General features: G+C 72.5%; 29 protein-coding genes and 1 tRNA gene. 7 read left to right on the top strand and 23 right to left on the bottom strand.

The features are described 5' to 3' along the window. Positions 1-32 precede the first annotated feature (32 nt). Together MKD51_RS06975 and prfB are read right to left on the bottom strand one after the other, a co-directional pair. Positions 33-1487, bottom strand: a complete 1455-nt coding sequence (locus MKD51_RS06975) for a 4-hydroxyphenylacetate 3-hydroxylase N-terminal domain-containing protein (RefSeq protein ID WP_240239611.1) — start codon at positions 1485-1487, stop codon at positions 33-35. Between the two features lie 7 nt (positions 1488-1494). Beyond that, a complete protein-coding gene (gene prfB / locus MKD51_RS06970; protein ID WP_240239610.1) occupies positions 1495-2613 on the bottom strand; it encodes a peptide chain release factor 2 in 1119 nt (372 codons plus the stop codon). A 73-nt stretch (positions 2614-2686) separates the two neighbouring features. Here prfB and MKD51_RS06965 point away from each other — a divergent pair, with 73 nt between their 5' ends. After that, positions 2687-3916 carry an MFS transporter gene (locus MKD51_RS06965; RefSeq protein ID WP_240239609.1) on the top strand — a complete coding sequence of 410 codons (1230 nt, stop codon included), beginning with the start codon at positions 2687-2689 and terminating at the stop codon, positions 3914-3916. Between the two features lie 50 nt (positions 3917-3966). On the opposite strand, the gene MKD51_RS06960 is transcribed toward MKD51_RS06965, so the two are convergent. Continuing rightward, on the bottom strand, positions 3967-4227 hold the full coding sequence (locus MKD51_RS06960; RefSeq protein WP_240239608.1) for a hypothetical protein: 261 nt from the start codon (positions 4225-4227) through the stop codon (positions 3967-3969). A 158-nt stretch (positions 4228-4385) separates the two neighbouring features. Between MKD51_RS06960 and MKD51_RS06955 the strand changes: the two genes are divergently transcribed. Then, positions 4386-7502, top strand: a complete 3117-nt coding sequence (locus tag MKD51_RS06955) for a PKD domain-containing protein (RefSeq protein WP_240239607.1) — start codon at positions 4386-4388, stop codon at positions 7500-7502. A gap of 35 nt (positions 7503-7537) precedes the next feature. Here MKD51_RS06955 and MKD51_RS06950 read toward each other — a convergent pair whose 3' ends face one another. The 7 genes from MKD51_RS06950 to MKD51_RS06920 are packed head-to-tail and all read right to left on the bottom strand — an operon-like array spanning position 7538 to position 12047. Next, positions 7538-7984 (bottom strand): pilus assembly protein TadG-related protein, encoded by a 447-nt coding sequence (locus MKD51_RS06950; RefSeq protein WP_240239606.1) that lies wholly within the window; start codon positions 7982-7984, stop codon positions 7538-7540. Continuing rightward, the gene (locus tag MKD51_RS06945) at positions 7981-8475 is read right to left on the bottom strand and encodes a hypothetical protein (protein ID WP_240239605.1); all 495 of its coding nucleotides are present in this window, start codon (positions 8473-8475) and stop codon (positions 7981-7983) included. The genes MKD51_RS06950 and MKD51_RS06945 overlap by 4 nt, the downstream gene beginning before the upstream one ends. Beyond that, the gene (locus MKD51_RS06940) at positions 8450-8830 is read right to left on the bottom strand and encodes a TadE/TadG family type IV pilus assembly protein (protein ID WP_346986695.1); all 381 of its coding nucleotides are present in this window, start codon (positions 8828-8830) and stop codon (positions 8450-8452) included. Before MKD51_RS06940 ends, MKD51_RS06945 begins: the two co-directional genes overlap by 26 nt. Further along, complete coding sequence (locus MKD51_RS06935; protein ID WP_240239604.1) at positions 8830-9018, bottom strand: hypothetical protein; 189 nt, start codon at positions 9016-9018, stop codon at positions 8830-8832. The genes MKD51_RS06940 and MKD51_RS06935 overlap by 1 nt, the downstream gene beginning before the upstream one ends. 10 nt (positions 9019-9028) lie before the next feature. Further along, positions 9029-9964: a type II secretion system F family protein gene (locus MKD51_RS06930; protein WP_240239603.1), complete on the bottom strand. Its 936-nt coding sequence runs from the start codon at positions 9962-9964 to the stop codon at positions 9029-9031. Next, entirely contained in the window at positions 9961-10818 is an 858-nt protein-coding gene (locus MKD51_RS06925; protein WP_240239602.1) for a type II secretion system F family protein, read from the bottom strand. Before MKD51_RS06925 ends, MKD51_RS06930 begins: the two co-directional genes overlap by 4 nt. Beyond that, entirely contained in the window at positions 10815-12047 is a 1233-nt protein-coding gene (locus MKD51_RS06920; RefSeq protein ID WP_240239601.1) for an ATPase, T2SS/T4P/T4SS family, read from the bottom strand. The genes MKD51_RS06925 and MKD51_RS06920 overlap by 4 nt, the downstream gene beginning before the upstream one ends. Before the next feature lie 112 nt (positions 12048-12159). Between MKD51_RS06920 and MKD51_RS06915 the strand changes: the two genes are divergently transcribed. The 3 genes from MKD51_RS06915 to MKD51_RS06905 are packed head-to-tail and all read left to right on the top strand — an operon-like array spanning position 12160 to position 14882. Further along, positions 12160-13062, top strand: a complete 903-nt coding sequence (locus MKD51_RS06915; protein ID WP_240239600.1) for an alpha/beta hydrolase — start codon at positions 12160-12162, stop codon at positions 13060-13062. A 4-nt stretch (positions 13063-13066) separates the two neighbouring features. After that, on the top strand, positions 13067-13678 hold the full coding sequence (locus MKD51_RS06910; RefSeq protein WP_240239599.1) for a TetR/AcrR family transcriptional regulator: 612 nt from the start codon (positions 13067-13069) through the stop codon (positions 13676-13678). Between the two features lie 31 nt (positions 13679-13709). Continuing rightward, positions 13710-14882, top strand: a complete 1173-nt coding sequence (locus MKD51_RS06905; protein ID WP_240239598.1) for an MFS transporter — start codon at positions 13710-13712, stop codon at positions 14880-14882. 48 nt (positions 14883-14930) lie between these two features. Here the strand turns inward: MKD51_RS06905 and msrA are convergent, their stop codons facing one another. From msrA to MKD51_RS06870, 7 genes are all read right to left on the bottom strand, one after another. Further along, the gene (gene msrA, locus MKD51_RS06900; RefSeq protein ID WP_240239597.1) at positions 14931-15485 is read right to left on the bottom strand and encodes a peptide-methionine (S)-S-oxide reductase MsrA; all 555 of its coding nucleotides are present in this window, start codon (positions 15483-15485) and stop codon (positions 14931-14933) included. Beyond that, on the bottom strand, positions 15482-15961 hold the full coding sequence (gene msrB / locus MKD51_RS06895) for a peptide-methionine (R)-S-oxide reductase MsrB (RefSeq protein WP_240239596.1): 480 nt from the start codon (positions 15959-15961) through the stop codon (positions 15482-15484). The genes msrA and msrB overlap by 4 nt, the downstream gene beginning before the upstream one ends. A gap of 86 nt (positions 15962-16047) precedes the next feature. Then, on the bottom strand, positions 16048-16983 hold the full coding sequence (locus tag MKD51_RS06890) for a hypothetical protein (RefSeq protein ID WP_240239595.1): 936 nt from the start codon (positions 16981-16983) through the stop codon (positions 16048-16050). A 65-nt stretch (positions 16984-17048) separates the two neighbouring features. Then, positions 17049-17855 (bottom strand): alpha/beta hydrolase, encoded by an 807-nt coding sequence (locus MKD51_RS06885; RefSeq protein WP_240239594.1) that lies wholly within the window; start codon positions 17853-17855, stop codon positions 17049-17051. A gap of 10 nt (positions 17856-17865) precedes the next feature. Then, positions 17866-18570 (bottom strand): flavodoxin family protein, encoded by a 705-nt coding sequence (locus MKD51_RS06880; protein WP_240239593.1) that lies wholly within the window; start codon positions 18568-18570, stop codon positions 17866-17868. A gap of 155 nt (positions 18571-18725) precedes the next feature. Continuing rightward, the gene (locus tag MKD51_RS06875; RefSeq protein ID WP_240239592.1) at positions 18726-19580 is read right to left on the bottom strand and encodes a 3-hydroxyacyl-CoA dehydrogenase family protein; all 855 of its coding nucleotides are present in this window, start codon (positions 19578-19580) and stop codon (positions 18726-18728) included. Between the two features lie 85 nt (positions 19581-19665). Beyond that, entirely contained in the window at positions 19666-20421 is a 756-nt protein-coding gene (locus MKD51_RS06870) for an SDR family NAD(P)-dependent oxidoreductase (protein ID WP_240239591.1), read from the bottom strand. 62 nt (positions 20422-20483) lie between these two features. On the opposite strand from MKD51_RS06870, the gene MKD51_RS06865 reads away from it, so the two are divergent. Beyond that, positions 20484-20566: transfer RNA gene (locus MKD51_RS06865), tRNA-Leu, on the top strand. 29 nt (positions 20567-20595) lie between these two features. Then, a complete protein-coding gene (locus tag MKD51_RS06860; RefSeq protein ID WP_240239590.1) occupies positions 20596-21318 on the top strand; it encodes a DedA family protein in 723 nt (240 codons plus the stop codon). Between the two features lie 25 nt (positions 21319-21343). Here MKD51_RS06860 and MKD51_RS06855 read toward each other — a convergent pair whose 3' ends face one another. From MKD51_RS06855 to rph, 6 genes are all read right to left on the bottom strand, one after another. Continuing rightward, entirely contained in the window at positions 21344-21997 is a 654-nt protein-coding gene (locus MKD51_RS06855; protein ID WP_240239589.1) for a metal-dependent transcriptional regulator, read from the bottom strand. Further along, positions 21978-22865, bottom strand: coding sequence for a metal ABC transporter permease (locus MKD51_RS06850; RefSeq protein ID WP_240239588.1), 888 nt, complete (start codon positions 22863-22865; stop codon positions 21978-21980). The genes MKD51_RS06855 and MKD51_RS06850 overlap by 20 nt, the downstream gene beginning before the upstream one ends. Continuing rightward, positions 22865-23680, bottom strand: coding sequence for a metal ABC transporter ATP-binding protein (locus MKD51_RS06845; protein WP_240239587.1), 816 nt, complete (start codon positions 23678-23680; stop codon positions 22865-22867). The genes MKD51_RS06850 and MKD51_RS06845 overlap by 1 nt, the downstream gene beginning before the upstream one ends. Continuing rightward, positions 23677-24588: a zinc ABC transporter substrate-binding protein gene (locus tag MKD51_RS06840; protein ID WP_240239586.1), complete on the bottom strand. Its 912-nt coding sequence runs from the start codon at positions 24586-24588 to the stop codon at positions 23677-23679. The genes MKD51_RS06845 and MKD51_RS06840 overlap by 4 nt, the downstream gene beginning before the upstream one ends. Positions 24589-24961: 373 nt before the next feature. Next, entirely contained in the window at positions 24962-25579 is a 618-nt protein-coding gene (gene rdgB, locus MKD51_RS06835; RefSeq protein WP_240239585.1) for an RdgB/HAM1 family non-canonical purine NTP pyrophosphatase, read from the bottom strand. Further along, positions 25576-26313, bottom strand: a complete 738-nt coding sequence (rph, locus tag MKD51_RS06830; protein ID WP_240239584.1) for a ribonuclease PH — start codon at positions 26311-26313, stop codon at positions 25576-25578. Before rph ends, rdgB begins: the two co-directional genes overlap by 4 nt. Positions 26314-26349 lie beyond the last annotated feature (36 nt).

Below are 26349 nucleotides of genomic sequence, written 5' to 3'. Positions count from 1 at the left end.
GCTGCCAGCCTGCGGCCGGCGGCCTCCTCGACCTACGAGGACTGCCACTCGTCGATGCGGCCTGTCGCCTTCGCGGCTCCCAGGATGCCCAGGTGCATGCGCTCCTGCGGGCCGAAGTAGCTGCGCTCGTACAGCTCGTGCCGCGCGCCGAAGCCCGTGCCGACCGCATCCCACAGCTCGCCCATGATCTCGAGCCGCTCCCGTGCATCCGCCCCGCCCGAGCCGCGCAGCAGCGGCTCGATCGGCGCGACGAGCTCGCTGCCGAGCGAGTCGAGCGGCACCGGCAGGTGCGCGAACGCCGAGGCGAGCATCGTCTGCAGGTTCACGCGCATCCGGCTGTAGGCGTCTGGCCCGTAGGCCGCGAACGCCATGGCCGCGTGCGGTCCGGGCCCGATCGAGTCGCCCGAGGGCACCGCCTGCTCGATCATCGCGTCGCGCAGCGCGGCGACCGTGTCGCGGTAGGCGATCAGCTCGCCCAGCGCCGCCTGCACGCCGCGCAGCTCGCTCGAGCCCATGATCTCGGTGGCCCGCACCGCGAGCCCTGCGATGCGTTCGAGCTTCGCCTCGAGCCGCGTCGTCGCCTGGAAGACGAGCCGCACGTTCCAGCCGACGGCGCCCGTGTTGAACGCCAGCATCGTCTCGGGGTCGCGGATGAACACGTCCTCCCACGCCACCAGCACGTCGTCGAAGACCACCAGCGCGTCGTGCTCGCCGAAGCGGTTCGCGAGCGGCTGGTCTGCACGCGCCGGCGTGCCGCGCGTGTAGATCCGGATGCCTTCGGTCGCCACGGGCACGGAGGCCGCGATCGCGAAGTCGGCCGTCTGCACCTCGCCGCCGAAGTGCGAGACGAGCAGTCGCTGCGCCGTCGCAGCACCCGTCACGACCGCCTTCGCGCCGCGGATCACGACGCCCTCGTCGGTCTCGCGCACGACGTGCAGGAACACATCCCCCACCTCATCCGGCGGCAGGTCGCGGTCGACGGGCGGGTTGACGAGCGCCTGCGCGTAGTGCGTGACGTCGCGCTGATCGCGCGCCAGCATGTCGCGCACGTTCTGCTCGAAGCGGCCGAAGAACGGCGCGTGCGCGGCCATCGAGGTCACGACGCACGCCATGAACTCCGGCGTGCGTCCCACCCAGCCGTGCGTCCTGCGCTGCCAGGCGCGGATCGCGTCGCGCTGCAGCCGCAGGTCATCGCGGGTCTGCGGCAGCACCCAGAACGGATGCGTGAGACCGGCGTCGTCCTCGGTGGGCACGAGCGGCACGTCGGTGTCGGGCGCGTGCAGCGTGTCGAAGAGCTCTGCGATCGTCGCGGCGACCCCAGCGAACGCCGGATGCTCGGCCACCCGATCGACGCGCTCTCCGTCGTGGATGACGACGCGGCCGTCGTCGAGGCTCGCGAGGTACTCGCTGCCGGTCTGTGGTCGACCGGCCTGGGGCCGACCGGTCTGGGGCTTGCCGTCGTACGCCCCGCCCTGCGCCTGCGTCATGCCGCTCCTAGTCGTCGGAGACCTGCTGCTCGCGCTTGCGCCACCGGATGCCCGCGGCGATGAAGCCGTCGAGGTCGCCGTTGAACACGGCATCGGGGTTGTTCACCTCGTGCAGCGTGCGCAGATCCTTGACCATCTGGTAGGGCGCGAGCACGTAGGAGCGCATCTGGTCGCCCCAGCTCGCGGCGATGTTGCCGGCGAGATCCTTCTTGCGGGCTGCCTCTTCCTCGCGCTTGAGCAGCATCAGGCGGCTCTGCAGCACACGCATCGCGGCTGCGCGGTTCTGGATCTGGCTCTTCTCGTTCTGCATCGACACCACGACACCCGTGGGGATGTGCGTGATGCGCACCGCAGAGTCGGTCGTGTTGACGCTCTGACCGCCGGGGCCGGATGAGCGGAAGACGTCGACCCGGATGTCGTTCTCGGGCACCTCGATCTCGTCGACCTGCTCGAACAGCGGCACGACCTCGACCGCGGCGAAGGAGGTCTGGCGCTTGCCGCCGGCGCCGAAGGGGCTCATGCGCACGAGGCGGTGGGTGCCCGCCTCGACCGACATGTTGCCGAAGGCGTAGGGCGCGTCGATCTCGAACGACGCCGACTTGATGCCCGCCTCCTCCGCATAGCTCGTCTCATGCACGGTGACGGGCATGCCGTGCTGCTCGGCGTACCGCAGGTACATGCGCAGCAGCATCTCGGAGAAGTCGGATGCGTCCACACCGCCGGCGCCTGCGCGGATCGTGACGACGGCGGGCAGCGCGTCGAACTCGCCGTCGAGCAGCGTGCGGACCTCGAGCTCGGAGATGATCTTCTTCAGACCCTTGAGCTCCTTCTTGGCCTCGAGCTGCGTCGCCTCGTCGCCCTCCTCGTTCGCCATCTGCACGAGCACCTCGAGGTCGTCGATGCGCGCCTCGGTCTCGGTGATGCGCTTGAGGTCGGCCTGCGCGTGGCTCAGCTCGCTCGTGACCTTCTGGGCCGCATCTGGGTCGTCCCAGAGATCGGGGGCGCCTGCCGCCTCTGACAGCCGCTCGATGTCGGCCCGCAGACGCTCGGCGTCGAGCACCGACTTGATGTCGAAGAATGTGGAGCGCAGCTCGGCGATGTCGCCGGCGATGTCGAGATCGGCCATGATCATCCAGCCTACCGACGCGGGGCCGCCCACCCGCACGGCCGTGACGATGCATCCGCCGTAGGCTCGGCTCGTGAGCGGACTCGACCAGTCGGAGCGGTTCCCCTGGCGCAGGATCGCCGGGGCCGCCTACGTGCCGACTGCGGCGTTCGCGATCGGCGAGGGCGCGGTCATCCCCTACATCCCGCTCATCGCCGGCGATCTGGGCGCGACGCTCGCGGTGGCTGCCATCGTCGCGGCGATGCTCACGGTCGGTCAGCTCGCGGGCGACGTGCCTGGCGGCTCGGTGGTCGCGCGCTTCGGCGAGCGGCCCACGATGATCGGTGCCGGCCTGCTGGTGCTGGTGTCGCTCGCGCTGGCGTTCTTCTCGACCACCGTGTGGATGCTCGGGGCGGCGATCTTCGTGCTCGGCCTCGGCCACGCCGTGTTCGCGCTCGCGCGGCACGCGTTCATGACGACGTATGTGCCGCTGCGGTTCAGGGCGCGGGCGCTCTCGACCCTCGGCGGCATCTTCCGGATGGGCATGTTCGTCGGGCCGCTGATCGGCTCGGCCGTGCTGGGGCTCGGCTTCGGCGTCAGCTCGGTGTGGATCATCTGCGCGATCGGCACGATCGTGGCGATCGTGGTGCTCATCGTGCTGCCGGATCCGTCATCGGTGTTCGAGCGCACGCCGCCGACGACGGGCGTGCTCGAGCTGCGCTCCGAGCGCACCGGCATCTGGCAGGTCGTGCGGCGCAGCGCGCGCGTGCTGGCGACCGTCGGCGTCGGTGCGGCGATGCTCGCCCTCGCACGGCAGGCCCGCAACGTGCTGCTGCCGCTGTGGGCGATCTCGATCGGGCTCGACGCCGTCACGACAGGGCTCGTGATCGGCATCGCTGGCGGCGTCGACTTCGCGCTGTTCTTCGTCTCGGGCTGGGTGATGGATCGCTTCGGCAGGCTCTGGAGCGTCGTGCCGTCGCTCGCGCTCATGGCCGCCTCGTTCGTGATGCTCGCCCTCTCGCACGACCTCGACGCCGCGACCGCCTGGTTCGTCGCGGCGGCGCTCGTGATGGCGCTCGGCAACGGGCTGGGCTCCGGCATCCTCATGACGCTCGGCGCCGATCTGGCCGACCCCAGGCATCCGGCGCCGTTCCTCGGCGCATGGCGCCTGACGACCGACACCGGGGGCGCCGTCGCGCCGCTGCTCATCTCGCTGCTCATCTCGATCGCATCGATCGGATGGGCTGCCGGCGGCCTGGCGGCACTGTGCCTGGTGGGCGCGGGGATGCTGCTGCGCTGGCTGCCGCGCAAGCCCCGCAGCTAGCGAGGCCTCACTCGGCGCCGGGCGAGAGATTCTGCCTCGACGTCAGCTGCTCACTGCTCGTCGCGGCGCAGCTCCTGGCGCGCGGCCAAGTCGAGCGCGATGGAGTTGGCCTCGTCGCGCAGCTCGTCGTCGTTCAGCTCGCCTGCCTGGATCTGACCGACCAGCTGCCGGAACGCGGGATTCTGCATCAGGGCCTTGAGGCCGTCGGCGGCGCGCTCGGGATGGTCGGTCGGCAGGGTCGCGGCAACGGCGTCGTAGTCGAACGTCTCCGGGTCGATCGATCGCGGGTCCTGCTCTGGCTGCTCGTTCATGCTGCGAGGGTAACGCGATGGCCTGAGGTTGCTCTGGCGTCCTTGACGGAACCCTGCGTTGTCCGGCGCCCGATCGAGTGGGAGCATTCGCCCCAGGGAGCGCTGCCAAGCCGCTCCCCCGAGCCGGATGGCGTCACGGGCCAGTGCTGGAGAGAACCGTGATCGCTCGACCGCTTCCCCGCCTGACGGCGCTCGCCGCCGTGACCGCCGTCGCCCTCGCCCTCGGCCTGGCGATGCCGAGCGCCGCATCGGCAGCGCCGCCTGCCGCCGCCGCGCTCGTGACGCCCGCCGACGGCAGCACCACCGCATCCGTCACCCCCACGCTCAGCGTCACGGCCTCGGACCCCGATGGCGGCAGCCTCGAGGTGACCTTCGAGGGCCGCGAGCGCGGCGCGACCGTGCCGGGCGACTCGGATGCCGACCCGTTCACGGTCGTGGTCGTGCCCGACACGCAGAACTACAGCGACGGGCGGGAGGCGCTGCTGGAGGAGCAGCTGCGGTGGGTGCGTGACAGCCGCGACGAGCTCGACACGGCCTTCGTCATCCAGGTCGGCGACCTGGTCGGCGACTGGTTCATCCCGCGCCAGTGGGGCAACGTGTCGGATGCGTTCGGGATCCTCGACGACGCGAGCGTGCCGAACACGGTGGTGCCCGGCAACCACGACTTCGACTACGCCACGGGCGATGTCGGCCCCTACAACGAGTGGTTCGGGCCCGCGCGCTATGCGGACGCATCCTGGAACACGGAGACCACCCGCTACGGCGGCTACCTGGGGCAGGACCAGTTCGGGCCGGACGGCATCGACCGCGGCAACGCCGACAGCTATGCGCTCTTCACCGCCGGCGGGCGCGACTTCCTGGTGCTGAACCTCGAGTGGGAGGCACCCGGCTACGCGCTCGAGTGGGCCGACCGCGTGCTCGATGCCCACCCCGACCGCACGGTCATCATGGCGACTCACAGCTTCCTGACGGTCAACGGCACGAGGCTCACGACGCCCCAGCGGCCGGGCGGCACCTCGCCCTCGCAGCTCTGGAACGACTTCGTGCGCACCCACTGCCAGATCCGCCTGGTGGTCGCCGGGCACGAGAACCAGGGCGATCTCGGCGAGGCGAACCGCACCGACGACAACGCCTGCGGCCAGCCCGTGCACCAGATCCTCTCCGACTACCAGGCGCGGGCGAACGGCGGCGACGGCTGGCTGCGCACCTACGCCTTCGACCCGGCCGCGAACACGATGACCGCCGAGACCTACTCGCCGACCCTCGACCAGCACGAGACGGATGCGAACTCGGCCTTCACCCTGCCCTTCGAGCTCTCGACGCAGCAGCCGGCACCCTTCGAGCCGATCGCGACCCGCACGGTCGCCTCCGGCGCGACGGCGTCGGCACCCTGGACGGGCCTCGAGCACGAGACCGACTACGAGTGGCGCGCCGTCGTGCGCGACGGCACCGCGAGCACGCCTTCTGCCACCTGGTCGCTGCGCACGCCGCCCGTGCCGGTGAACGCCATCGCGGCGGACAGCTTCACCCGCACCGCCTCGAACGCGTGGGGCACCGCGGATGTCGGCGGTGCGTGGGCGGTCACCGGCGGCAGCGCGGCCTTCTCCGTCAGCGGCGGGCGGGGCATCGTCGCGCTGGCGCCCTCGCACACGCGCGAGGCACGGCTGAGCGGGGTCTCGGCGAGGGACGTCGTCGTCGACGTTCGGGTGAGCGCCGACGTGGCCTCGGCCGGCGGCACCGCGAGCGCCACGGTCTCGGCGCGACTCGTCGGCAGCTCGAGCTATGCCCTGAGCGTGCGCTTCCAGCCGGGCGGCGTGCTGCAGACCTACCTGCTGCGCAACGGCGCGGCGCTGGCCGGCACGACCGGCACGTGGTCGCCGGGGCAGGTCTTCACCGCCAGGCTGTCGCTCACGGGCGCCAGCCCCACGCAGCTGGCGGCGAAGGTCTGGCCCAGCGCGGGCGCCGAGCCGGTCGCCTGGCAGATGACCGCCACCGACAGCACGGCCGGCCTGCAGACCGCCGGCATCGTGACGCTCAAGTCGGCGCTCAGCTCCTCCTCGTCGGTGCCGACCACGAGGCTCTCCTACGACGACCTCCGGGTCGTCGCGCCCGGGGCGCCCCCGGCCAACCTGCCGCCGACCGCGCAGTTCAGCACCGGCGGCTCGCAGCTGACCGTCACGACCGACGGGCGGGGCTCGAGCGACAGCGACGGCACCATCGCCGGCTACGCCTGGCAGTTCGGCGACGGCAGCACGGCGACGGGCGCCACGGCCTCGCGCACCTACGCCGAGGCCGGCACCTACACGGTGCGACTCACGGTCACCGACGACGACGGCGCGACCGCGACCACCACGCGCAGCGTGACGGCCACGGCTCCCCCGCCGCAGAACACGCCTCCGACGGCGGTGATCGCGACCCCGAGCATCGAGGGCAGAGCGGTCTCGGTGAGCGGCGCCGGCTCGAGCGACGGCGACGGCACCATCGCCGGCTACGCCTGGCAGTTCGGCGACGGCGGCACCGCGACGGGCGCGACGGCGACGCACACCTACACGGCGGATGGGTCGTACACGGTGCGCCTGACGGTCACCGACGACGACGGGGCGACCACGACGGCCACGCGCAGCGTCACCGTCACCGGGCCTCCCACGACCGGCGGCGAGGTGATCGCGGCCGACGCCTTCCAGCGCACGGTCAGCGGCGGCTGGGGTCCGGCCGACACCGGCGGAGCATGGACGGTCACCGGCGGCTCGGCAGCGTTCTCGGTGAGCGACGGCGCGGGCGTAGTGGCGCTGCGACCGAGCGACACGCGCGAGGCCAGGCTGCTGGGTGTGTCGACGACCGACGCCGACATCACCGTGCGGATCAGCTCGGAGACCGCCGCAGCCGGCGGCACCGCGAGCGCCACCGTCGTCGGCCGGCTGGTCGGCACCGCGGTCTACTCGGCCAGGCTGCGGCTCGAGCCGGGCGGCGTGATGCGGCTGTACCTGCTGCGCGACCAGGCGCTGCTCGGCAGCCACCTGCTGCCCGGCACGTACATCCCCGGCGAGGGCGTCATGCTGCGGCTGAGCGTCAGCGGCACCTCGCCGACGACGCTCGCGGCGAAGATCTGGCGTGCGAGCGGCGCAGAGCCTGCGGGGTGGCAGCTGCAGGCGACGGACTCGACCGCTGCGCTGCAGTCGGCCGGCGCCCTCACGCTCCACTCCTACATCTCCGGGGGCTCGACGGTGGCGACGACCCGGCTGCGCTACGACGACTACCGCGTGATCACCGGCTGAGCGCCACTCGGCGGTCGTCGTCGCGGGCTGCGCGTTCAGTCGACGAACACCGCCCTCGCCGTCGAGGTGACGTCGAGACGGATGCCCTCCGGCAGCAGGAGAGAGACCACCGGCGGGTGCCACGCGCTCGAGACCGAGACGGTCGCGCTGCGGGCATCGGCGGCTGCGCCGTCGACGCGCACCTCGGTGAGATCGCCGCCGGCGCGGCTCGCCCAGTCTGCGGCCGCGCGGTCGACGGCCGCGTCGGCGAGCTGCGGCGTGGCATCGGTGCCGTCGAAGCGCACCTGTTCGAGCGCGAACGCCTCCGCCGCCGCGAGCGCAGCGCCGTCGGCGACGCTGAAGAGCCGCCGGCGCTCGATGAGCAGGCTGGTCGCGGCAGTGACAGCGATGATGAGCGCGAGAGCGAGGGCAGCGAAGCCGATCGTCAGCAGCAGTGTCGAGCCGTCCTCCTCCCGCCGGAGACGGCGCAGCAGCCGCGTCACGGTGCACTCGCGAACGCCGACACCGGCTGCATGGCGTGCGCGGAGATCGGCACGCCGAGGCTGCCGTCGAGATGCAGCACGGGCGGCGCGAGGGGCAGCGGCACCGTCGCCGCCAGCTGCACCGTGACGGTGCCGCGCGGGGTGTCGCATGCATCCGGCTCCGGCGCGCACGCGACCGTCACCTCCGCGGCGGCAGGCTCGAGCCCCGCATCCGTCAGCGCGACCGCGATCGCCCTGTCGGCGGCGGCGAGCCCCTCTTCGTGGCTCTCCGCCTGCGCGATCGCGCGCGCGGCGTGCCGCGCACCGCCCTCGATGCCCAGCACGGCGTGCTGGATCTGACCGAGCGTGAGCACGAGGTAGACGAGCGGCACGAGCAGCAGCACGCCGACCGTGAGGAACTCCAGCGAGGCTGACCCGGCGTCGTCGGAGAGCCACCGAAGGCGGCGGGCCATCGCCCGCTGGCGCTCAGCCCAACGACTCGACCGGCGCATGCCCGGTCACCTCCAGCGCGGTCGGGCCGATGAGCCCGAAGACCGGAAGCGGCGCCGCGACCCGGATCTCGATCGTGTCGAGCCCGGCGACCGTCGCCGTCGATGCCGACACCTGCTGCGCATACTGCGGGCCGATCGCCGTGGTGATCAGCGCGCGGGTGCGGGTGACGCCGGCAGACGCATCCGCGCCCACGAGCGAGGCGTGCCTGGCGCCCTCTGCGGCCGCGTCGGCGACCGTGGCGCGCACATGCAGCGCGAGCGCCAGCTGCATGACCGAGAGCACGAGCACGACGAGCAGCGCAGCCACCATCGTGAACTCGGCGACCGCCGAGCCTCGCTCGTCGGCCAGCCGCATCAGAAGCTCGTGACGCGCGCGATCGCCTGCTCGAAGACGCCCGTGAGCGCTGGGCCCGCGACCGTCCAGATGACGATGACGAGCCCCGCCGTCATCAGTGTGACGAGCACCCATCCGGGCACATCGCCCCGCTCGTCCTCCCGCATGCGCCCGACGAGGCGCTGCAATCGTCGGCTGATCGTCGACATATCTCCTCCTTCAGAATCCGACCTGCAACACGTGGATGCCCGGCCACAGCGCGAACGCGACGGTGGTCGGCAGGAGGCCGAACACCAGCGGCACGAGCATCGAGATCTCCTTGCGGCCCGCGGCCTCGAGCAGGTCACGCTTCGCGGCGTCGCGCGCGTCGAGCGCCTGGGCCTGCAGCGTCTGCGCCAGAGGCGTGCCGCGCTCGAGCGCGCCCCGCATCTGGTCGACGCTGCGGGTCACGGCCGGGTGCGCGAGCTCATCCGCGAGCATGGCCAGCGCACTCGAGAGGCTCGTGCCCGCTGCCGCATCGGCGACGACGCCAGCCAGCTCGCGGCCCAGAGCGCTGTGTCCCGCCGCGCCGACGCGGCGCAGCGCGTCCTGCAGCCCTTCGCCGGCGGCGAGGCTGAGCGAGAGGAACTCCAGGATCGACGGCAGCTCGCTCGAGATGCGCGAGAGCCTGCGCTTCGCTCGCTGCTGCACCAGCCAGTCGACCGTGAAGGCGCCGATCGCCGCCCCGAGCAGCGCGAGCGCGGCCGGCAGCGCGACGTGCGCACCCTGCAGCGCGCCGGCGACACCGAGCCCCGCACCGATGGCACCGCCGAGCACGCTCCAGCGAAGCTGCCGCCCGCGGAAGTCCGCGACCGTCTCGCTCGATGCCGCCTGGCGGAGCCGGCGATGGATGCCCTCCGGCGCCCCGAGCACCGCGTGCACCACGGGTGTGAGGCGGTCGCCGATCGGCGAGGCGGCGACGCCCAGCACGTGGGTGGGGCTGACGCGACTGCGCGCGACCAGATCGCGAGCGCCGGCGGAGACATCCAGCACGTAGGGGGCGACGCGGTGGAGCAGCAGCGGGCGTCGCAGGATCGGCACCAGGCTCACGAGCATCCAGAGCCCGAAGCCGAGGCCCGCGCCCAGGATCAGGCTCCAGCCGACCTCCACGTTCACGCGAACCACCTCGCCTCGGTCGGCAGCGCGCCGATGCGCAGCATCACGCGGTAGGCGATGAAGGTCACGAGCGCCCCGCAGGCGATCAGCATGAAGCCACCCGCCGAGTTGTAGGCCTGCGCCGCCTCCGGTCTGGTCGAGAGGATGAGCAGCACGATCCACGGCGCCGCGACCCCGAGACGGGCCGCGCTCACGATCCACGTCTGGCGCGCCTCCAGCTCGCCGCGGGTTGCGAGGTCCACCCGCAGGTAGGCGGCGAGCTCGCGCAGCACGGTCGTCACCTCGGTGCCGCCGACCTCGCGGGCCATGCGCAGCGTCTCGACGATGCGGTCGCCGACCGGGTCGGCCAGCCGATCTTTCAAGCGATCGAGGGCGTAGCCGAACGATCCGGTCGCCCGGTGGTCGGCCGCGTACGCCGCGAAGGCCGGGCGCGTGATCTCGGGACCTGCGCGCTCGAGCTGCGCCACGGCATCCGGCAGCGCGAGCCCGCTGCGCACGGCCGAGACCAGGTGGTCGACGACGTCGGGCCAGACGGCGGCCTGCGCACGACGGCGGCGCTTGGCCCGCCAGCGCACCGCCAGCAGCGGGGCGGCTGCTCCCGCGACGAACACGGCGGCAGCGACGGCCACGACGGGCGCGAAGGCGAGCGCGATCCCCGCCGCGAGCACGCCGACGACCAGCGAGATCGCGGCGAGCGCGAGCGGCGGGAGGCCCACGAGCCCCGCCTGCGTGAGCCGATCGAGCAGCCGGGCCCGCGGGCGCGGCTCGTCGGAGCGCGCCGTGCGCGGCCACAGCCACGGGCTGATCGCCAGCACGATGCCGAGCCCGAGCACGGATCCCAGCAGCCACGTCATGCGCTGCCCCTCGCGAGCAGCGCGGTCGGGTCGATGCCGACGGCGGTGAACTTGGCCGTGCGCGCCGGGTGGGAGCCGGTCGGCTCGAGCAGCCCGCCGCGCGTCGCGAACAGCGTGGATGCTTCGAGCACGCCACCGGTCGACTGGCCGGTGGGCGCGAGGATCTCGACGACCTGGCGATTGCCGCGCGCATCGATCGCCAGGTGCACGACCAGGTCGATGCACTGTGCGACGGCGGGCACGACGAAGCCGGAGTCGATGTTCCGGCCTGCCAGCAGCGGCAGCGTCGTGAGCTTGCTGAGGGCATCGCGCGCGGAGTTCGCGTGGATCGAGCACATGCCGCTGACGCCGCAGTTGAGAGCGACGAGCAGGTCGAGCGCCTCGGCCTCGCGCACCTCGCCGACGACCAGCCGGTCGGGTCGCATGCGCAGCGACTCCTTCACCAGTCGGCGCAGCGAGATCTCACCCGTGCCCTCGAGCGACGGCTGCCGGCACTGGAGCGCGACGATGTCATCGACGGGCGGGTCGAGCTCGAAGGTCTCCTCGACGGTGACGATGCGCTCGCCAGGCCGCACCGCGGCGAGCAGCGCGTTGAGCAGCGTCGTCTTGCCTGCGTGCGTCGGACCGGAGACCAGGATGTTGCAGCCAGCGATGACCGCCTGCCGCAGGAAGACCGCGGCATCCTGGCTGAGCGCGCCCCGCTCGACGAGCGCCGTCAGCGACGACAGCCTGCGCGAGAACTTGCGGATGTTGAGGCTCATCGCTCCGCGCGCCACCTCGCCGCTCGCCACATGGAGGCGCGCGCCGTCGGGCAGCGAGGCGTCGACGAACGGCGTGCTGAGATCGACTCTGCGGCCGGTGGTAGAGAGCATCCGCTCGACCAGATCGCGCACCTCGGTCTCGGTCAGCCGCAGCGGGAGCTGCTCGCTGACCCCGCCGCGGGCGCAGAACACGCGCGAGCCCTGGTTGACCCAGAGCTCCTCGATCTCGGGATCATCGAGGTAGGGCTGCAGCGGCCCGTAGCCGGAGACCGCTGCGAGCACGTCGCGCTCCGCCTGCCGCTCGTCGGCGAGCATCGGCAGACTGCCGCCGAGCGAACGCTCGGCGTAGGCGCGCACGGCGTCGCGCACGTAGCGCTCCGCCAGATCGCCCGAGCCGGCGAGGTCGACGCCGTCGCGGCGCACCTTCGCCCGCACGTTCGCGGTGATCTCGGCGACGGCCTGGCGCATAGGGATCAGTGAAGCCCAAGGGGCACAGGGTCCGCGGAAGTTGTCCACAGCGGGTCGACTTGATAGTTTGTGACCACTTGCAAACATTCGGTCACTACCCGGGAGGCCCGCCATGGACGCAGCGCGACACACGATCGAGCTGCCGTCGGGGCCGGTCTCCTACCTCGAATGGCGACCGGCGGCACCGGCCGGCGCATCCGACGTCCTCCTCCTCCACGGCGGTGGGCTCGACAGCGCGTGGCTGTCGTGGGGCGACCTCGGCGCGCGGCTGGCCGCCGCCGGGCATCGCGTGATCGCTCCCGACGCGCCGGGCTACGGCAAGAGCGCGCGTGCCCCGTGGCCCGCGACGCACGCCAACCTCGTCGCCTACGTCGAGACCTTCGCGCAGGCGATGCAGCTCGAGCGCTACGCCGTCGGCGGCCTGTCGATGGGCGGCGGCATGACCCTCGGGCACGTGCTCGCGCATCCCGAGCGCGTCACCGGCGCCATCCTCATCGGCTCCTTCGGCATCATGCCCCGGCAGGGCACCGGCTGGCGCTCGCACCCGTGGCACCTGCTCGCCTGGGCCATGACGCACACCGGGCTCATGGGCGTCACGATGCGCGCCTACGCGGGGCGGCCGCAGGCGCTGGCGCGCAGTCTGCGCGGCATCATCCGCGACGAGCGGCAGATCACCCCGGCGCTGGTGGACGCCGTCGCGGCGGAGGCCGCGAGCGGCAGCGGGCTCACCGCCTTCGACCAGTGGCAGCGCGACCAGATCCGGTTCGGCAGGGTGCGCGACGACTACAGCGACCGCCTGCACGCCTTCCCGCGGCCGGCACTCGTCGTCCACGGCGAGCGCGACAGCGGGGTGCCGGTCGCCCTCGCCCGACAGGCGGCGGCGCGGATGCCCGACGCGCGCTACGTCGAGGCTCCGGATGCGGGGCACTGGACCCAGCGGGATGCTCCCGACCTCGTCACCAGTGCGATCACCGACTTCCTCGATGCGCTCGCCGCCCGCGAGCCAGAGGATTGACACGATGCCCCGGCCCCTCATCCCCCACCGCCGCGAGCGCATCCTCGCCGAGGCCGAGTCGCTCATCCTCGCGCACGGCTTCGACGCCGTGAGCGTGCAGGCGATCGCCGATCGCGTCGGCATCGCGAAGGGCGCGGTGTATCGGGAGTTCGCGAGCAAGGACGCCGTGCTCGAGGCGCTGCTGCAGGCTTCGATGGCGCGGATGACGGCACGGAGCAGCGAGCTGGTCGGCGAGCGCCCGCGGCTCAGCGCCGCCTACCGCGCGAGCATCGAGGTGCTGCTCGACGAGCCGCTCATGGTCGCCGCCTTCCTCGACGACGCGGGCGTGCTCGGCTCCTACGCGGTCGCGGTCCGCGACGGGCGCTACCGCGAGCGGATGCTCGAGATCGTGCGCTGGATCGCGGAGCTGCAGGAGCGCGGCGAGCTCGACGCCGGCATCGACGCCGAGGCGCTCGGCCTGGCGCTCTCGAGCACCACGCTGGGCCTGCTGACCGCCGCGCAGCACCTCGGCCCGCTCTCACGGGAGCAGCTCGCGGGCGCGATCGGCGCGATGGAGGCTCTGGTGTCTGGCCTGGAACCTGCCGCGCCGAACGCCATTCGCGAGCGCCGAAGTTGACGCCCGCGCCCGGCGGGCACAGCCTGGAGTGATGAGCAGCAGCGAACCGGCACAGCAGACGGGCTCCCCGCGCGGGCTCGCAGTGCTGCTGGCGACGACGTTCCTCGCCTTCCTCAACTTCACGGGGCTGCTCGCCGTCGTGCCCCTGTGGGCCTCGACGGGCGGTCTCGGCAGCGCGGGCGTCGGCAGCACGACCGGCGTGATGATGGCCGCGACGGTCGCCACGCAGCTCAGCGCGCGCTGGGTGTTCCGCCTCCTGTCGCTGCGCGCGATGATGATCGTGGGCGCCGCGCTGCTGGGCCTCCCAACGCCGCTGTATGCGCTCTCGACCGACGTCGTGCCGATCCTGCTGCTGACGGCCGTCCGCGGGATCGGGTTCGCGCTCATGGTGGTGGCCGGCGCCATCCTGATCGCGGATGTCGCGGGCAAGGGGCGACTCGGCCGGGCCGCCTCGTACTACGGCGTCGCCGGGGCGCTGCCGAACGTGCTCGCGCTCGGCGGCGGCATCTGGGCGGCCGACGCCTGGGGCTTCCCCGTCGTGTTCGCCGTCACGGGCGCGGCCGGCGTGCTCGGCGCGATCCTGGCGTGCATGCTCCCGCGCGGCTCCCGGGCAACGTTCAGCGTCGTGTCACGGCACGACGTGCGCCGCATCGCGCCGACGATCGTGCTGTTCGTGACGACGACCGCGGCCTTCGGAGCCGCATCCACCTTCCTGCCGCTCGCGGGCCCCGATGCGACGCTCGCCGCGCTCGCGCTGCTCGCCGCCTCCTGCGCGATCGTGCTCGGCCGGCTCGCAGCCGGCACGCTCGCCGACCGCGTCGGGTCGGGCCGACTGCTCGTGCCAGCGGCCATCATCGTGGCGATCGGCGTGCTCGTCGCCGGGCTCTCGCTGGAGGGCCCAGCGTGGGCGCTGCTGCTCGGCTGCGCCCTCGTCGGAGCGGGCTTCGGCGCCTGCCAGAACGACTCCTTCGTGGTCACGCTCCGCAGCTTCGGCGCAGCCCGCCGCGGCACCGCCAGCACGATCTGGAACATCGCCTACGACGGCGGCGTGGGCCTCGGCGCGTTCGGCCTCGGCTGGGTGATCGGGCACCTCGGGCATGCCGGTGCGTTCATCGCCCTGGCAGCGGCGATCGCCGCGATCACCGCGCTGTGCCTGCCCGCAGCCCTGCGCCATCCGGCCGCGTCAGAGCCCTCGCGGCACTGAGGCGCGCCCACCGCTGCATCGGTGGACGCGCCCAGGATTGCCTCTGGATCAGACAGTGCCCGCCGAGCGCTTCGGCAGCACCCAGTCCGGGCGCACGAAGTGGCACGTGTAGCCGTTCGGGTTATCGACCAGGTAGTCCTGGTGCTCGGGCTCGGCCTCCCAGAACGGGCCCGCGGGCTCGATCGTCGTGACAGCCTTGCCCGGCCACAGTCCCGACGCATCGACATCCGCGATCGTGTCGAGCGCGATCTCCTGCTGCTCGGAGGTCAGCGGGAAGATGGCCGACCGGTAGCTCGTGCCGACGTCGTTGCCCTGCCGGTTCATCGTGGACGGGTCGTGCACCTGGAAGAAGAACTCCAGGATGTCGCGATACGTCGTCTCGGTGGGGTCGAAGACGATCTCGACCGCCTCTGCGTGACCGGGGTGGTTGCGGTAGGTGGCGTGGTCGTTGTCGCCTCCGGTGTAGCCGGCGCGGGTGTCCAGCACTCCGGGCTGTCTGCGGATGAGATCATCCAGGCCCCAGAAGCACCCTCCTGCCAGGACGGCGGTCTCGGTGCCCGGGTCACGCGTGATCGCTCCGGTGTCGTCGATGCCGTGGGTCATGATGTGTGCTCCTCTGTGCTGGTGGCGTCGGTGGTCTCGAACAGCGGACGGAACTGACCGTAGCCCTCCGCCTCGAGCGCTGCGGCCGGGATGAAGCGCAGCGAGGCGGAGTTCATGCAGTACCGCTGGCCTCCCGCGTCGGCGGGGCCATCGTCGAACAGGTGGCCGAGGTGGCTCTCGGCGCCGGTGGAGCGCACCCCGGTGCGGATCATGCCGTGCGAGGCGTCACGCTCGGCGCGCACCGCATCCGCCTCGATCGGTCGGGTGAAGCTGGGCCAACCGGTGCCGCTGTCGAACTGGTCGGTCGAGGAGAACAGCGGCTGACCGCCGACCACATCCACGTAGATGCCGTCCTCGTGGTTGTCCCAGTACTCGTTGCGGAAGGCCGGCTCGGTGCCGTCCTCCTGCGTGACGCGGAACTGATGCGCGGTGAGGCGGCTCAGCGCCTCGGGCGTCTTGCGGTAGTCGTGTGCCATGGTGTTGCACTCCTTTGCTGACGTCACCGGCTGTGGCGTCATTGAGACCAACACTGCCGCATCTGATTTTGGTCCCGACCCGGGATTCATCCGCGGATCGGGTGCCCCGACCAGCGCAGCACCCGCAGCGCCTTGAACGTGATCCAGCGGTTCGGCTCCCCCACCGGTCCGTAGTCGTTCACGGCGTCGCCGCCATGCACGACGTCGAGCGGCCACGAGCCGTCGTCCAGCCGCTTCGCGTGCAGCAGGTCGATCGCCTCGCGCATCCGCTCGTCGGGCACGGCGCCGACGGCGCGGAAGTGCTCGAGCGCCCGCAGCGCGTCGTACTCGTGCCGCGGCGGGAAGGCGAGCTGCGTGTACGTGGTCTTCGGGATCTCGCCGGTCGACCTCCGCCGCAGCAGGTCGCGCTCCAGCAGGTAGGCCTCGCCGCTGGCGCGAGCCTCGCGCACCCGCGAGTCGTCGCTGACCGACTCGACCGCCGCCATCGCCTCGATCACCGCGATCGTGGTGTCGAACGACGAGCGCACGCTGCCCTGCTCCTGCTCGCAGTTCCAGCCGCCGTCGGCCATGCGCTCCCCCAGCAGCCGCTCGACGACCGCGAAGTCCAGCTCGCCGAAGTACACGGCATTCGTCACGAGCGCACCATTGATGCACGGCTCGACCTCGCCCTCGAAGTAGGGCTCGTCGTCGTACTCCCACCGCGTGACGCGCTTGACGTCGGCGACGGCGGCGCGCACCGCCGCATCCGCCGGGTCGACACCCAGCAGCCGCAGCTCCGTCAGCACATGGGCGGTGGATGTCCACGGCTGGCCCGGCAGCGTCGGCTCGGTCTTCGGGAAGTGCGCGCCGCCAGCCCACTGGCCGTCGGCGCCGCGTGCCGCCAGCAGTGCAGCGCCCCATCCCTCGGACGCGACGCGAGCGCGCTCGCGCGCCACCGCATCCGGATCCTCGTCCAGCAGGTCGGCCATGACCTGCCAGCGGATCGCGGGGTCGCCCTGCAGCAGCCAGTCGATGATGCGCATGCGGCCATCGTGCCCGCGCCGGCCCACACGCGCCAGTGCCGAGCCGCGGTGGCCGACCGCGCGGCTCAGCGCGCCAGGAACGCCACCAGCGCGTCGTTGAACTGCGAGGCATGGCTGACGTTGCAGCCGTGCGGGGCGTCGGCGAGCACCTGCAGCTCGCTGTGCTCGATCGTCTCGTGCGTGCGGCGGCCGGAGCCGTCGAACGGCACGGTCTGGTCGCCGTCGCCGTGGAGCACGAGCGTCGGCACGGTGATCGTGCCGATGTCGTCGCGGAAGTCGGTCGTCGCCCAGGCATCCATGCAGCCGAGCGCCGCAGGCTGGTGCGACTGCAGCGCGAGCGCGAGGGCCGCCTGCCGCTCCGCCTCCGTGACGCAGACCTCCTCCGCGTTGGAGAAGAAGCCGGTGATGAACTCGTCGAGGAAGCCCTCGCGGTCTGCCTCGAGGCCTGCGCGCATCTCGCGATAGGCCGACTCGGGCAGCGGCCCCTCCGGGTTGTCCGGCCCCTGCAGCAGGAACGGCGGCACGGCCGCAGCGAGCACGACGGCACGCACCCGCTCCTCGCCGTAGGTCGACACGTAGCGCACCACCTCGCCGCCACCCATCGAGAAGCCCACGAGCGTCACGTCGCGCAGGTCGACCTCGGCGAGCACCCGGTCGAGGTCGGCGGCGAGGGTGTCGTAGTCGTAGCCGTCGTCGGGCTTGTCGCTGCGCCCGAAGCCGCGCCGGTCGTAGGCGACCACGCGGTGCCCGGCCTGCACCAGGGCCTCCGTCTGCGGCTTCCACGCCTCCGCGGAGAGCGGCCAGCCGTGGAGCAGCACGACCGGGCGGCCCTCGCCGCCGGTGTCGTCGATGTGGAGCGTGATGTCGGTCATGCTGTCTCCTCTAGCGGTATTCGGGGTTCTGGAAGCCGAAGCGCTCGCCGTCGGCCCAGGCGCGGCGGTCGTTGCCCTCGGGGGGGATGCCGCCGCGCAGCGCACGGGCCAGGTGCAGCAGATTCCAGGCCATGATCGTGATGTTGCGCTGCGTGAAGTCGTTGTCGGCGCCGGCATGCGTGCCGTCGTCGAGCTCATCGCCGTAGCTCGGGCCGGGCCCCGCCTCGCCGACCCAGCCGGCGTCGGCCTGGGGCGGGATCGTCAGGCCGACGTGCTGGAGCGCGTAGAGCACCTCGCGGGCGACGTGCTTCATGCCGTCCTCGTTGCCGCCGACGAGGCATCCGCCGACCTTGCCGTAGAAGATCGACTGGCCCTGCTCGTTCAGCTCGCCCGACTCGCTGTAGAGCCGCTCGATCACGCGCCGCGTGACGCTGGATGCGTCGCCCAGCCAGATGGGCGTCGCGAGCACGACGATGTCGGCCCGCAGCACGCGCTGCCAGAGCGCCGGCCAGGCGTCCTCGCTCGCGCCGTGCTCGGTCATGTCGGGCTGCACGCCGGGGGCGATGGCGTGGTCGACGGCGCGCACCACCTCCACCTCGACGCCCTGCTCGCGCAGGATGTGGGCGCTCGCCTCGATCAGCAGGTCGGTGTGGCTCTCGCCCGGCGAGGGCGTGAGCGTGCCGTTGAAGTAGATGGCGCGGATGGGTTCGGTCATGGTGTCCACGGTGCCACGGCGACGAAGACGCCGCCAGATGCGAGACACCCGCCGGAGGAAGTCCGGCGCTGACGGCAGCCCGCTGGATGGTGCAACCGGATCACGCGAGCGGCCGCGATCCTCCGGGCCGACACCTGCCGACCACCGCGGCAGGCTCAGTTGATCGAGTCCCGCGCCTCGAGCAGCGCCGCGAGCCGCCGCGCGAACGCCGCGCCCGCGTCTGCATCCCGCGGCAGGAACCCCTGCCCGCTCTTCGCGCCCAGCTCGCCCCGCGCTGCACGGTCGCGCAGCATGGCAGGGGCGGCGGAGGCGTCGCCGAGCGTCGGGAAGAGACCGTCCGTCACGCTCGTCCACACGTCGAGCCCGCCGAGATCCATGATCTCGAAGGGGCCAGCGAGCGCCCAGCGCGGCCCGAGCCCGGCGGTGACGGCCTCGTCGATCTGCTCGGGCGTCGCGACGCCGAGCTCCACGAGGTGCATCGCCTCGCGATAGAGCGCCGCCTGCAGCCGGTTCGCGATGAAGCCCTCCACCTGCTGCGCGAGCGGCACGGCCGTCTTGCCGCACCCTTCCAGCAGCGCCACCATCCGGTCGACGGTCGCCTGCGGCGTCGCGGGCCCCGGCACGACCTCCACGAGCGGCACGGTGTCCGCCGGGTTGAAGAAGTGCGCGATGACGAGCCTCGCCGGATCCCGCATGCCCTCCGCCAGCGCATCCGGGGCGATCGAGGAGGTGTTCGAGGCGATGATCGCGCCGGCGTTCGCGGCCTCGACCTGCGCGATGAGGTCGCGCTTGAGCTCGAGCCGCTCGGGCGCGGCCTCGAGCACGATGGTGGCTCCGGCCACGGCGCTCTCGAGCTGCACGTGGGCGGATGCGCCGGCCGACTCGGCCGCGGCGGTCGCGGCCTCCGGCCGAACATCGAACACCCGCACCTCATGGCCCGCCCGCGCGAGCACACGGGCGATGCCGGCTCCCATGATGCCGGCGCCGAGCACGGCGATCGTCTCCTGCATGTGCTGCTCCCTCGCTCGTCACCGACGATGCCACAGCGCGGCGCGCGCCGGCGCTCCGCTGCGATCGGCATCGCTGATCACCGCGTCACCGACCGATGCGACCGCCGAGTCCCACGCCGGCGATGACCCGGTCGGGCACGAGCGGGATGAGCGGCGCCGCCAGCCGGTAGCGCCAGTCGCTGACGACGACGCCGCGCCGCCTGCGCAGCGCGTGCAGTCCGTCGCGGACGACCGTGGACGCATCCGACCACCCCGCCCGCGGGACGACGTCGGGCGAGACGCCCATCCGGTCGTGGAACTCGGTGGGCACGAAGCCCGGCAGCAGCGCCGTCACCGTGACGCCGTCGCGGTGGTAGCGGGCGTTGAGCGCGCGCGAGAGCGTGATCACCTGAGACTTCGCGGCGGCGTACGAGCCGCTCGGCAGCCTGCCCGCGAGGCTCGCGACATTGAGGATGCCGCCGCGGCCGCGCGCCCGCATGCCCGGCAGCGCCGCGTGGGCGAGCCGCAGCGGCACCCAGGAGAGCAGCTCGTGCATGCGCCGCTCATCCTCGATGACGGATGCGTGGAAGGGCTCTGCCACGGCGAACCCGGCGTTGTTGACCAAGACGTCGACCGGCCGGGAGGCATCGCCGAGGCGCGCAGCGGCCAGCTCGAGCCCCGCGTCGCTCGTGAGATCAGCCGGCAGCACCTCGGTCTCGACGGGCAGCTCGTCGGCCAGCGCGCGCAGCCGATCGGCGTCGCGCGCGACGAGCACGAGGGAGAAGCCATCCGCGGCGAGCTGCCGCGCGAACTCGGCGCCAAGGCCCGCGGAGGCACCGGTCACGAGCGCGCGCATCTGCATGGAGCAACCCTGGCAGAACCTGGGCGTCGCGGTGGGCGCGCCCCAGTAGTCTGGGGGCCCACGCGGGAGTGGTGGAATTGGCAGACACGCAAGGTTTAGGTCCTTGTGCCCTCGTGGCGTAGGGGTTCAAGTCCCCTCTCCCGCACTCGACGCACTATGCGAAGGAGCACGCGCGTGCATCCGCTGCCATCCGAGTTCCTCATCGACATCGAGGGCTTGATCACTGGCGCGGGCGCGTGGGCGCTGCTGGTGGTCTGCGCGATCGTCTTCGTCGAGACGGGGCTGCTGGTCGGCTTCCTGCTCCCAGGCGACACGCTGCTGGTGATCGCGGGCGTGCTCTCGTTCACGGGCGCCATCCAGCAGCCGATCTGGCTCGTGATGCTCTGCATCGCCGCGTGCGCGATCGCCGGCGACCAGCTGGGGTACTACATCGGCCACAAGGCCGGGCCGCCGATCTTCCAGCGAAGATCCTCCGGCCTGTTCTCCCACCGCACCATCGAGCGCACCAACCGCTTCTTCGTCCGCTACGGCGCGGCCGCCGTCATCATCGCCCGCTTCATCGGCATCGTCCGCACCTTCATGCCGGTCGCCGCCGGCGTCGGCAAGATGCCCTGGCCGCTGTTCTTCCGCCTCGACATCATCGGCGGCCTGCTGTGGGGCGCCGGGCTGCCGCTGCTCGGGTGGGGCGTCGCGCACATCCCCGGCGTCGCAGCGATCGTCACCGAGTACATCGACCTCGTGCTCATCGGCGTGGTCGTGATCGCGATCGGCTTCATCGTCTGGCACGCCATCCAGTCGCGCCGCGAGGTGGAGCGCGAGATCCGCGACGGCACGTCCGCGAACGTGGTGGAGACGCTCGACCTCTCGGGCACGAGCGAGCCGGGCATCGAGCGCTGACAGCCGCGCTGCGGAGCAGGTGGGGTCAGGCCGTGACCCAGACGGCCTGCGCGACCGCAGGCCCGAGGTCGACCGTTCCGTTGGCCGTGTGCACCTGGATGGACCCCGAGTAGGGCTTCTGGCCCAGCACCGTGAGCGCCGTGTCGAGCGCGATGCCCGCATCCGCCAGGAACCGCAGCATCGCGGGGTCGTTGTCTGAGATGCGCACCACGGCACCCTCGTGACCGACGACCGCATCGGCGAGCAGCACCGCATCCGGTCGCACCACCGCGCCGTCGGCGGCGGGGATCGGGTCGCCGTGCGGATCGCGAACGGGGTCGCCGAGCGAGCGGGCGATCGAGTCGAGCAGCCGGTCGCTGAGCGCGTGCTCGAGGATCTCGGCCTCGTCGTGCACCTCGTCCCAGTCGTAGCCGTGGCGCTCGACGAGCCAGGTCTCGACCACCCGGTGTCGACGCACCTGGCGCACGGCGAGCGCCGCGCCCTGCGTCGTGAGCGCGATCGCGCCGTAGGGCCGGTGATGCACCAGGCCGGCGGCGGCGAGCTTCTTCACCATCTCGGTGACGGTCGAGTTCGCCAGCCCCAGCCTGGCAGCGAGCTGCGATGGCGTGACGGGATCCGCCTGCCACTCCGTGTGGTGATAGATCGCCTTGACGTAGTCCTCAGCCGCTGTGGACTGCATGTCGCCTCGCTCTCGACCACCGCATCACGAATCCCCGACGGGGCCCGAACAGCAACGCTAGCCCGAACCCGAGCCCCTGCGTCAGCACCACAGCGCCGCCCGGCGAGATGTCGAGCCAGAACGCCGCCATGAGGCCGACGAGCGAGGCGACGACGGTGATGCCGACCGACCAGGCGAGCAGTGCATCCCAGCGCACGGCGATGAGGGAGGCGGTCGCCCCCGGGATGACGAGCATGGCGACCACGAGGATGATGCCGACCGCCTGCAGTGCGGTGACGACGGTGAGCGCGAGCGCGCCGAGCAGCACGGCGTGGAGGATGCGCGGGCGCAGGCCGATCGCGTGGGCGTGGCCGGCGTCGAAGGCGACCAGGGTCAGGTCGCGTCGCAGCACCAGCAGGGTCACGCAGACGATGCCGCCGACGATCAGCACCTGTGCGATGTCCCCGTCCGAGACGCCCAGCACGTTGCCGAAGAGGATGTGCTGCAGATCGGTGTCGGATGGGGTGACCGAGATGATCACGAGGCCGAGCGCGAACAAGGTGGTGAAGACGACGCCGATGGCCGCATCCGCCTTGATCCTGGTGGCGGCCCGGACGCCGCCGATGAGGGCGACGGCGCCGATGCCGAACACCGCGGCGCCGATCGCGAACGGAAGGCCGAGGATGTAGGCGAGCGCGACGCCCGGGAGCACCGAGTGCGAGACGGCGTCGCCCATGAGCGACCAACCCATCTGCACGAGCCAGGTCGACAGCAGCGCGCAGGCGACGGCGGCGACGAGCGTGACGATCATCGCGCGCTGCATGAAGCCGTAGGTGAACGGGGCGACGATGGCGTCGAGCACGGTGGAGTCGAGCACGGTGGCGTCCATCAGCGCTCCTCCCCGGCGCGGTCGTCCGCCGGCGTGCCCTGCTGCTCGCGCGGCCTGCCGGCACCGAAGGCCTCGGCGATGCGCTCGGGCGTGAGCACCTCGGCGGGCGGCCCGTGGTGCAGCAGCCGGCCGCGCTGCAGCAGCAGCACCCGGTCGACGAGCTCCGCGACGCCCGAGAGGTCGTGGTGCACGATGATGACGCTGCGGCCGCGCTCGCGCAGCGCTCGCAGCACCTCGGTGATCGCCGCCTCGCTCGTGCGGTCGACGCCCGCGAATGGCTCGTCGAGCAGCATCAGCTCGGCGTCCTGCGCGATCGCGCGGGCGACGAAGGCGCGCTTGCGCTGGCCGCCGGAGAGCTCACCGATCTGCCTGCCGGCGAGCTGCTCGAGGCCCAGCAGCGCGATCGCCTCGTCGACGGCGGCGCGGTCGGCGGCCCTCGGGATCCGCAGCACGCCCATGCGCCCGTAGCGGCCGGTCGTGACGACGTCCCGCACGGTCACCGGGAAGTCCCAGTCGACCGCCTCCGCCTGCGGCACCGAGGCGACGAGCCCTGCGCGGCGGGCCTCCTTCGGCGCGCGGCCGAGGATGCGCACGGTGCCCTCGTGCGGCACGCGCTCGAGCACGGCGGCCAGCATCGACGACTTGCCAGAGCCGTTCACGCCCACGAGACCGGTGATCTCCCCTGCCCGGATGCGGACGGTCACGTTGGTGAGCGCGCGCACCTCGCCGTAGCGCACGCCGAGGCCTGCGACCTCGACGGCGTCCGGCTCTTTGTGGTCGCCCATCCGCGGATATCGGTGGGGTGCGGTGCTCATCGGCTGAGGCCCTCCAGGATCGCGTCGATGTCGTGCTCGATGAGCGCGAGGTAGGTCGGTGCGGGGCCGTCGGCAGCCGAGAGCGAGTCGACGTGCAGGCTGCCGTCGAAGCGCACGCCGGCAGTGCGCGCGATCTGCTGCTGGGTGCCCGGATGCGTCGTGGACTCGCAGAACACGGTCGGCACGCGGGTCTCGGCGACCACGGCCGCCACGTTCGCGATCGCCCGCGGGGTGCCCTGGCCACCGGCGTTCACGGGCCAGAGGCTCGCCTCAGCGAGGCCTGCGTCGCGAGCGAGATAGCTGAAGGCGCCCTCGCAGGTGACGAGCACACGATGCTCGGGCGGCAGCGCGGCGACGCCCTCGCGGAGGCGGTCGCCCTGCAGCTCGAGCTCGGCGGTGAGGGCGGCAGCGCGCTCGTCGATGGCGGCGCGCTGCTCGGGGGCGAGGTCGCCGATGGCGACCCGCAGCTGCTCGACGTAGCGCGCGCCCTCGGCGGGCGACACCCAGGCGTGGGCGTTGGGGTTGCCCGCGTAGTGGCCGGTCTCGATGGCGATCGGCTCGACCGCGTCGCTCAGCACCAGGTGCGGGGCGTCTGCGCGCTCGACGAGGGTCAGCAGCCAGTCATCGATGCCCATGCCATTCGTGACGACGAGGTCGGCGCCCTCGGTGCGCACGAGATCGCCGGGGGTCGGCTCGTAGTCGTGCACCTCGACGCCCACGCGCGTGAGCGACTCGACGCGCGCGGCGGGGCCAGCCACCTCGCGAGCGAGATCGGCGATCACGGTGAAGGTGGCGAGCACGAGGGGCCGGTCGTCGCCGCCCTGCCCTGTCGCCGCGGCGCCGCCCGCGCCATCGCCAGCGTCGAGCGTGCAGCCGGTCAGCGCCGCGAGCGCGCACGCCGCGGCCACGGCGACAATTCGCCTCCCCGCACGCACATATTTCGGCACGCCGAAATCATGGCACACCCGCGCTTCCACGCGCCACCGCGGGTCGCAGGGGACCCCTTCGCCGAGCGGGGACCTGTTGCAGCGGGTCCCCGCTCGGCGGAGGGGTCCCCAGGCGACGCGGCTCGGGCGCGCAGCGTTGCGGCGCGGCTCGGGTGCGCAGCAGTCGCGGCAGACGCAGCACGCGCCGCGCCGGATCAGCGTGGGGCCGCGAGGCGGACCCCCTCTGCCGAGGCGGACCCGGTGCACCGGGTCCGGTTCAGCTGCAGGGGTCCGCTGCAGCAGGTGGCGCGCTCGATCAGCAGGTGGCGCGCCCGTCAGCAGGTGGCGCGCTGGATCAGGGGTGCTGCAGCCGCTCCGCGAGCGCCGTGAACGCGATGCGGCGGTGGCTCAGCGCATCCTTCTCCTCCGGCGCCAGCTCGGCGGCCGCGCGGCCGCCGCCGTCGTGCGGCAGGAAGATCGGGTCGTACCCGAACCCGGCGTCGCCCCTGGGCGCATCCGCGATCTCGCCCTCCCACTCCCCGCGCACGGCGAAGTCGCCGTCGGCGTCCACCCAGGCGGCAGCGCAGACGAACCGCCCGCCGCGGTCGGTGCTCTCGCCCAGATCGGCCAGCAGCAGCTCGAGGTTGTCGCGATCGTCGCGCGTGCCGGCATAGCGCGCCGAGTGGATGCCGGGAGCCCCACCCAGCGCGTCGACCTCGATGCCGGAGTCGTCGGCGAGCGCCGGGAGCCCGGTGTGCGCGTGAGCGGCGCGCGCCTTGATGAGCGCGTTGGCCTCGAACGTGTCGCCGTCCTCCACGGGCTCCGGCCCGTCGTAGGGCAGCAGCTCGACGCCGGGCAGCAGCGGCGTCAGGATGCGCGCGAGCTCCTCGACCTTGTGCGCGTTGTGCGTTGCGACGACCACCTGCAGCCCGCCGCCGACGAGGTCGAGCCCCATCGCGCCGCTCGGGCTCATGCGCTCGCTCCCAGCACCTCACGCTGGATCTCGGTCAGCCGCGCGGTGCCCGCAAGTGCCAGGTCGAGCAGCTGGTCGAGCTCCGAGCGGTCGAAGGGTGCGCCCTCGGCCGTGCCCTGCACCTCGATGAGCAGCCCGCGCCCGGTGGCGACGACGTTCATGTCGGTCTCGGCGCGCACATCCTCCGTGTAGGCGAGATCGAGCATGGGCGTGCCGTCGACGATGCCGACCGAGACGGCAGCGACCGAGTCGAGCAGCGGCTTCGCGCTCTTGGGCACGCGACCGGCGGCCTGCGCCCACGAGATGGCGTCCGCGAGCGCCACGTAGGCGCCGGTGATCGCTGCAGTGCGGGTGCCGCCGTCGGCCTGCAGCACGTCGCAGTCGACGCTGATCGAGAGCTCGCCGAGCGCCTTCATGTCGACCCCGGCGCGCAGGGAGCGCCCGACGAGCCGCGAGATCTCGTGCGTGCGGCCGCCGACCTTGCCTCGCACGCTCTCGCGATCCATCCGCTCGTTCGTCGAGCGCGGCAGCATCGCGTACTCCGCGGTCACCCAGCCCTTGCCCTTGCCCGCCATCCAGCGGGGCACGGTGGGCATGACGGATGCGGTGCACAGCACTCGCGTGCGACCGAAGGAGACGAGGGCGCTGCCCTCCGCCTGGTCGCTCCAGCCGCGCTCGATCGTCACGTCGCGGAGCTCGTCGAGCTGCCTGCCGTCCTTGCGTGCCATGGGCATCCGTTCTCTCGGTCCTGCGGATCAGTCGTGCGGGTC

The organism is Agrococcus sp. ARC_14 (assembly GCF_022436485.1).
In the GTDB taxonomy this organism is placed as follows: Bacteria; Actinomycetota; Actinomycetes; order Actinomycetales; family Microbacteriaceae; genus Agrococcus.
This window is presented reverse-complemented; position numbering and strand designations above follow the sequence as displayed.

What these genes read in the sequence shown, in the direction of transcription:
- MKD51_RS06975 (WP_240239611.1), bottom strand. Translation starts at nt 1,487, where the DNA reads ATGACGCAGGCGCAGGGCGGGGCGTACGACGGCAAGCCCCAGACCGGT.
- prfB (WP_240239610.1), bottom strand. Translation starts at nt 2,613, where the DNA reads ATGGCCGATCTCGACATCGCCGGCGACATCGCCGAGCTGCGCTCCACA.
- MKD51_RS06960 (WP_240239608.1), bottom strand. Translation starts at nt 4,227, where the DNA reads ATGAACGAGCAGCCAGAGCAGGACCCGCGATCGATCGACCCGGAGACG.
- MKD51_RS06945 (WP_240239605.1), bottom strand. Translation starts at nt 8,475, where the DNA reads ATGCGCCGGTCGAGTCGTTGGGCTGAGCGCCAGCGGGCGATGGCCCGC.
- MKD51_RS06940 (WP_346986695.1), bottom strand. Translation starts at nt 8,830, where the DNA reads ATGCGGCTGGCCGACGAGCGAGGCTCGGCGGTCGCCGAGTTCACGATG.
- MKD51_RS06935 (WP_240239604.1), bottom strand. Translation starts at nt 9,018, where the DNA reads ATGTCGACGATCAGCCGACGATTGCAGCGCCTCGTCGGGCGCATGCGG.
- MKD51_RS06925 (WP_240239602.1), bottom strand. Translation starts at nt 10,818, where the DNA reads ATGACGTGGCTGCTGGGATCCGTGCTCGGGCTCGGCATCGTGCTGGCG.
- MKD51_RS06920 (WP_240239601.1), bottom strand. Translation starts at nt 12,047, where the DNA reads ATGCGCCAGGCCGTCGCCGAGATCACCGCGAACGTGCGGGCGAAGGTG.
- MKD51_RS06915 (WP_240239600.1), top strand. Translation starts at nt 12,160, where the DNA reads ATGGACGCAGCGCGACACACGATCGAGCTGCCGTCGGGGCCGGTCTCC.
- MKD51_RS06910 (WP_240239599.1), top strand. Translation starts at nt 13,067, where the DNA reads ATGCCCCGGCCCCTCATCCCCCACCGCCGCGAGCGCATCCTCGCCGAG.
- MKD51_RS06905 (WP_240239598.1), top strand. Translation starts at nt 13,710, where the DNA reads ATGAGCAGCAGCGAACCGGCACAGCAGACGGGCTCCCCGCGCGGGCTC.
- msrA (WP_240239597.1), bottom strand. Translation starts at nt 15,485, where the DNA reads ATGACCCACGGCATCGACGACACCGGAGCGATCACGCGTGACCCGGGC.
- msrB (WP_240239596.1), bottom strand. Translation starts at nt 15,961, where the DNA reads ATGGCACACGACTACCGCAAGACGCCCGAGGCGCTGAGCCGCCTCACC.
- MKD51_RS06890 (WP_240239595.1), bottom strand. Translation starts at nt 16,983, where the DNA reads ATGCGCATCATCGACTGGCTGCTGCAGGGCGACCCCGCGATCCGCTGG.
- MKD51_RS06885 (WP_240239594.1), bottom strand. Translation starts at nt 17,855, where the DNA reads ATGACCGACATCACGCTCCACATCGACGACACCGGCGGCGAGGGCCGC.
- MKD51_RS06880 (WP_240239593.1), bottom strand. Translation starts at nt 18,570, where the DNA reads ATGACCGAACCCATCCGCGCCATCTACTTCAACGGCACGCTCACGCCC.
- MKD51_RS06875 (WP_240239592.1), bottom strand. Translation starts at nt 19,580, where the DNA reads ATGCAGGAGACGATCGCCGTGCTCGGCGCCGGCATCATGGGAGCCGGC.
- MKD51_RS06870 (WP_240239591.1), bottom strand. Translation starts at nt 20,421, where the DNA reads ATGCAGATGCGCGCGCTCGTGACCGGTGCCTCCGCGGGCCTTGGCGCC.
- MKD51_RS06855 (WP_240239589.1), bottom strand. Translation starts at nt 21,997, where the DNA reads ATGCAGTCCACAGCGGCTGAGGACTACGTCAAGGCGATCTATCACCAC.
- MKD51_RS06850 (WP_240239588.1), bottom strand. Translation starts at nt 22,865, where the DNA reads ATGGACGCCACCGTGCTCGACTCCACCGTGCTCGACGCCATCGTCGCC.
- MKD51_RS06845 (WP_240239587.1), bottom strand. Translation starts at nt 23,680, where the DNA reads ATGAGCACCGCACCCCACCGATATCCGCGGATGGGCGACCACAAAGAG.
- rdgB (WP_240239585.1), bottom strand. Translation starts at nt 25,579, where the DNA reads ATGAGCCCGAGCGGCGCGATGGGGCTCGACCTCGTCGGCGGCGGGCTG.
- rph (WP_240239584.1), bottom strand. Translation starts at nt 26,313, where the DNA reads ATGCCCATGGCACGCAAGGACGGCAGGCAGCTCGACGAGCTCCGCGAC.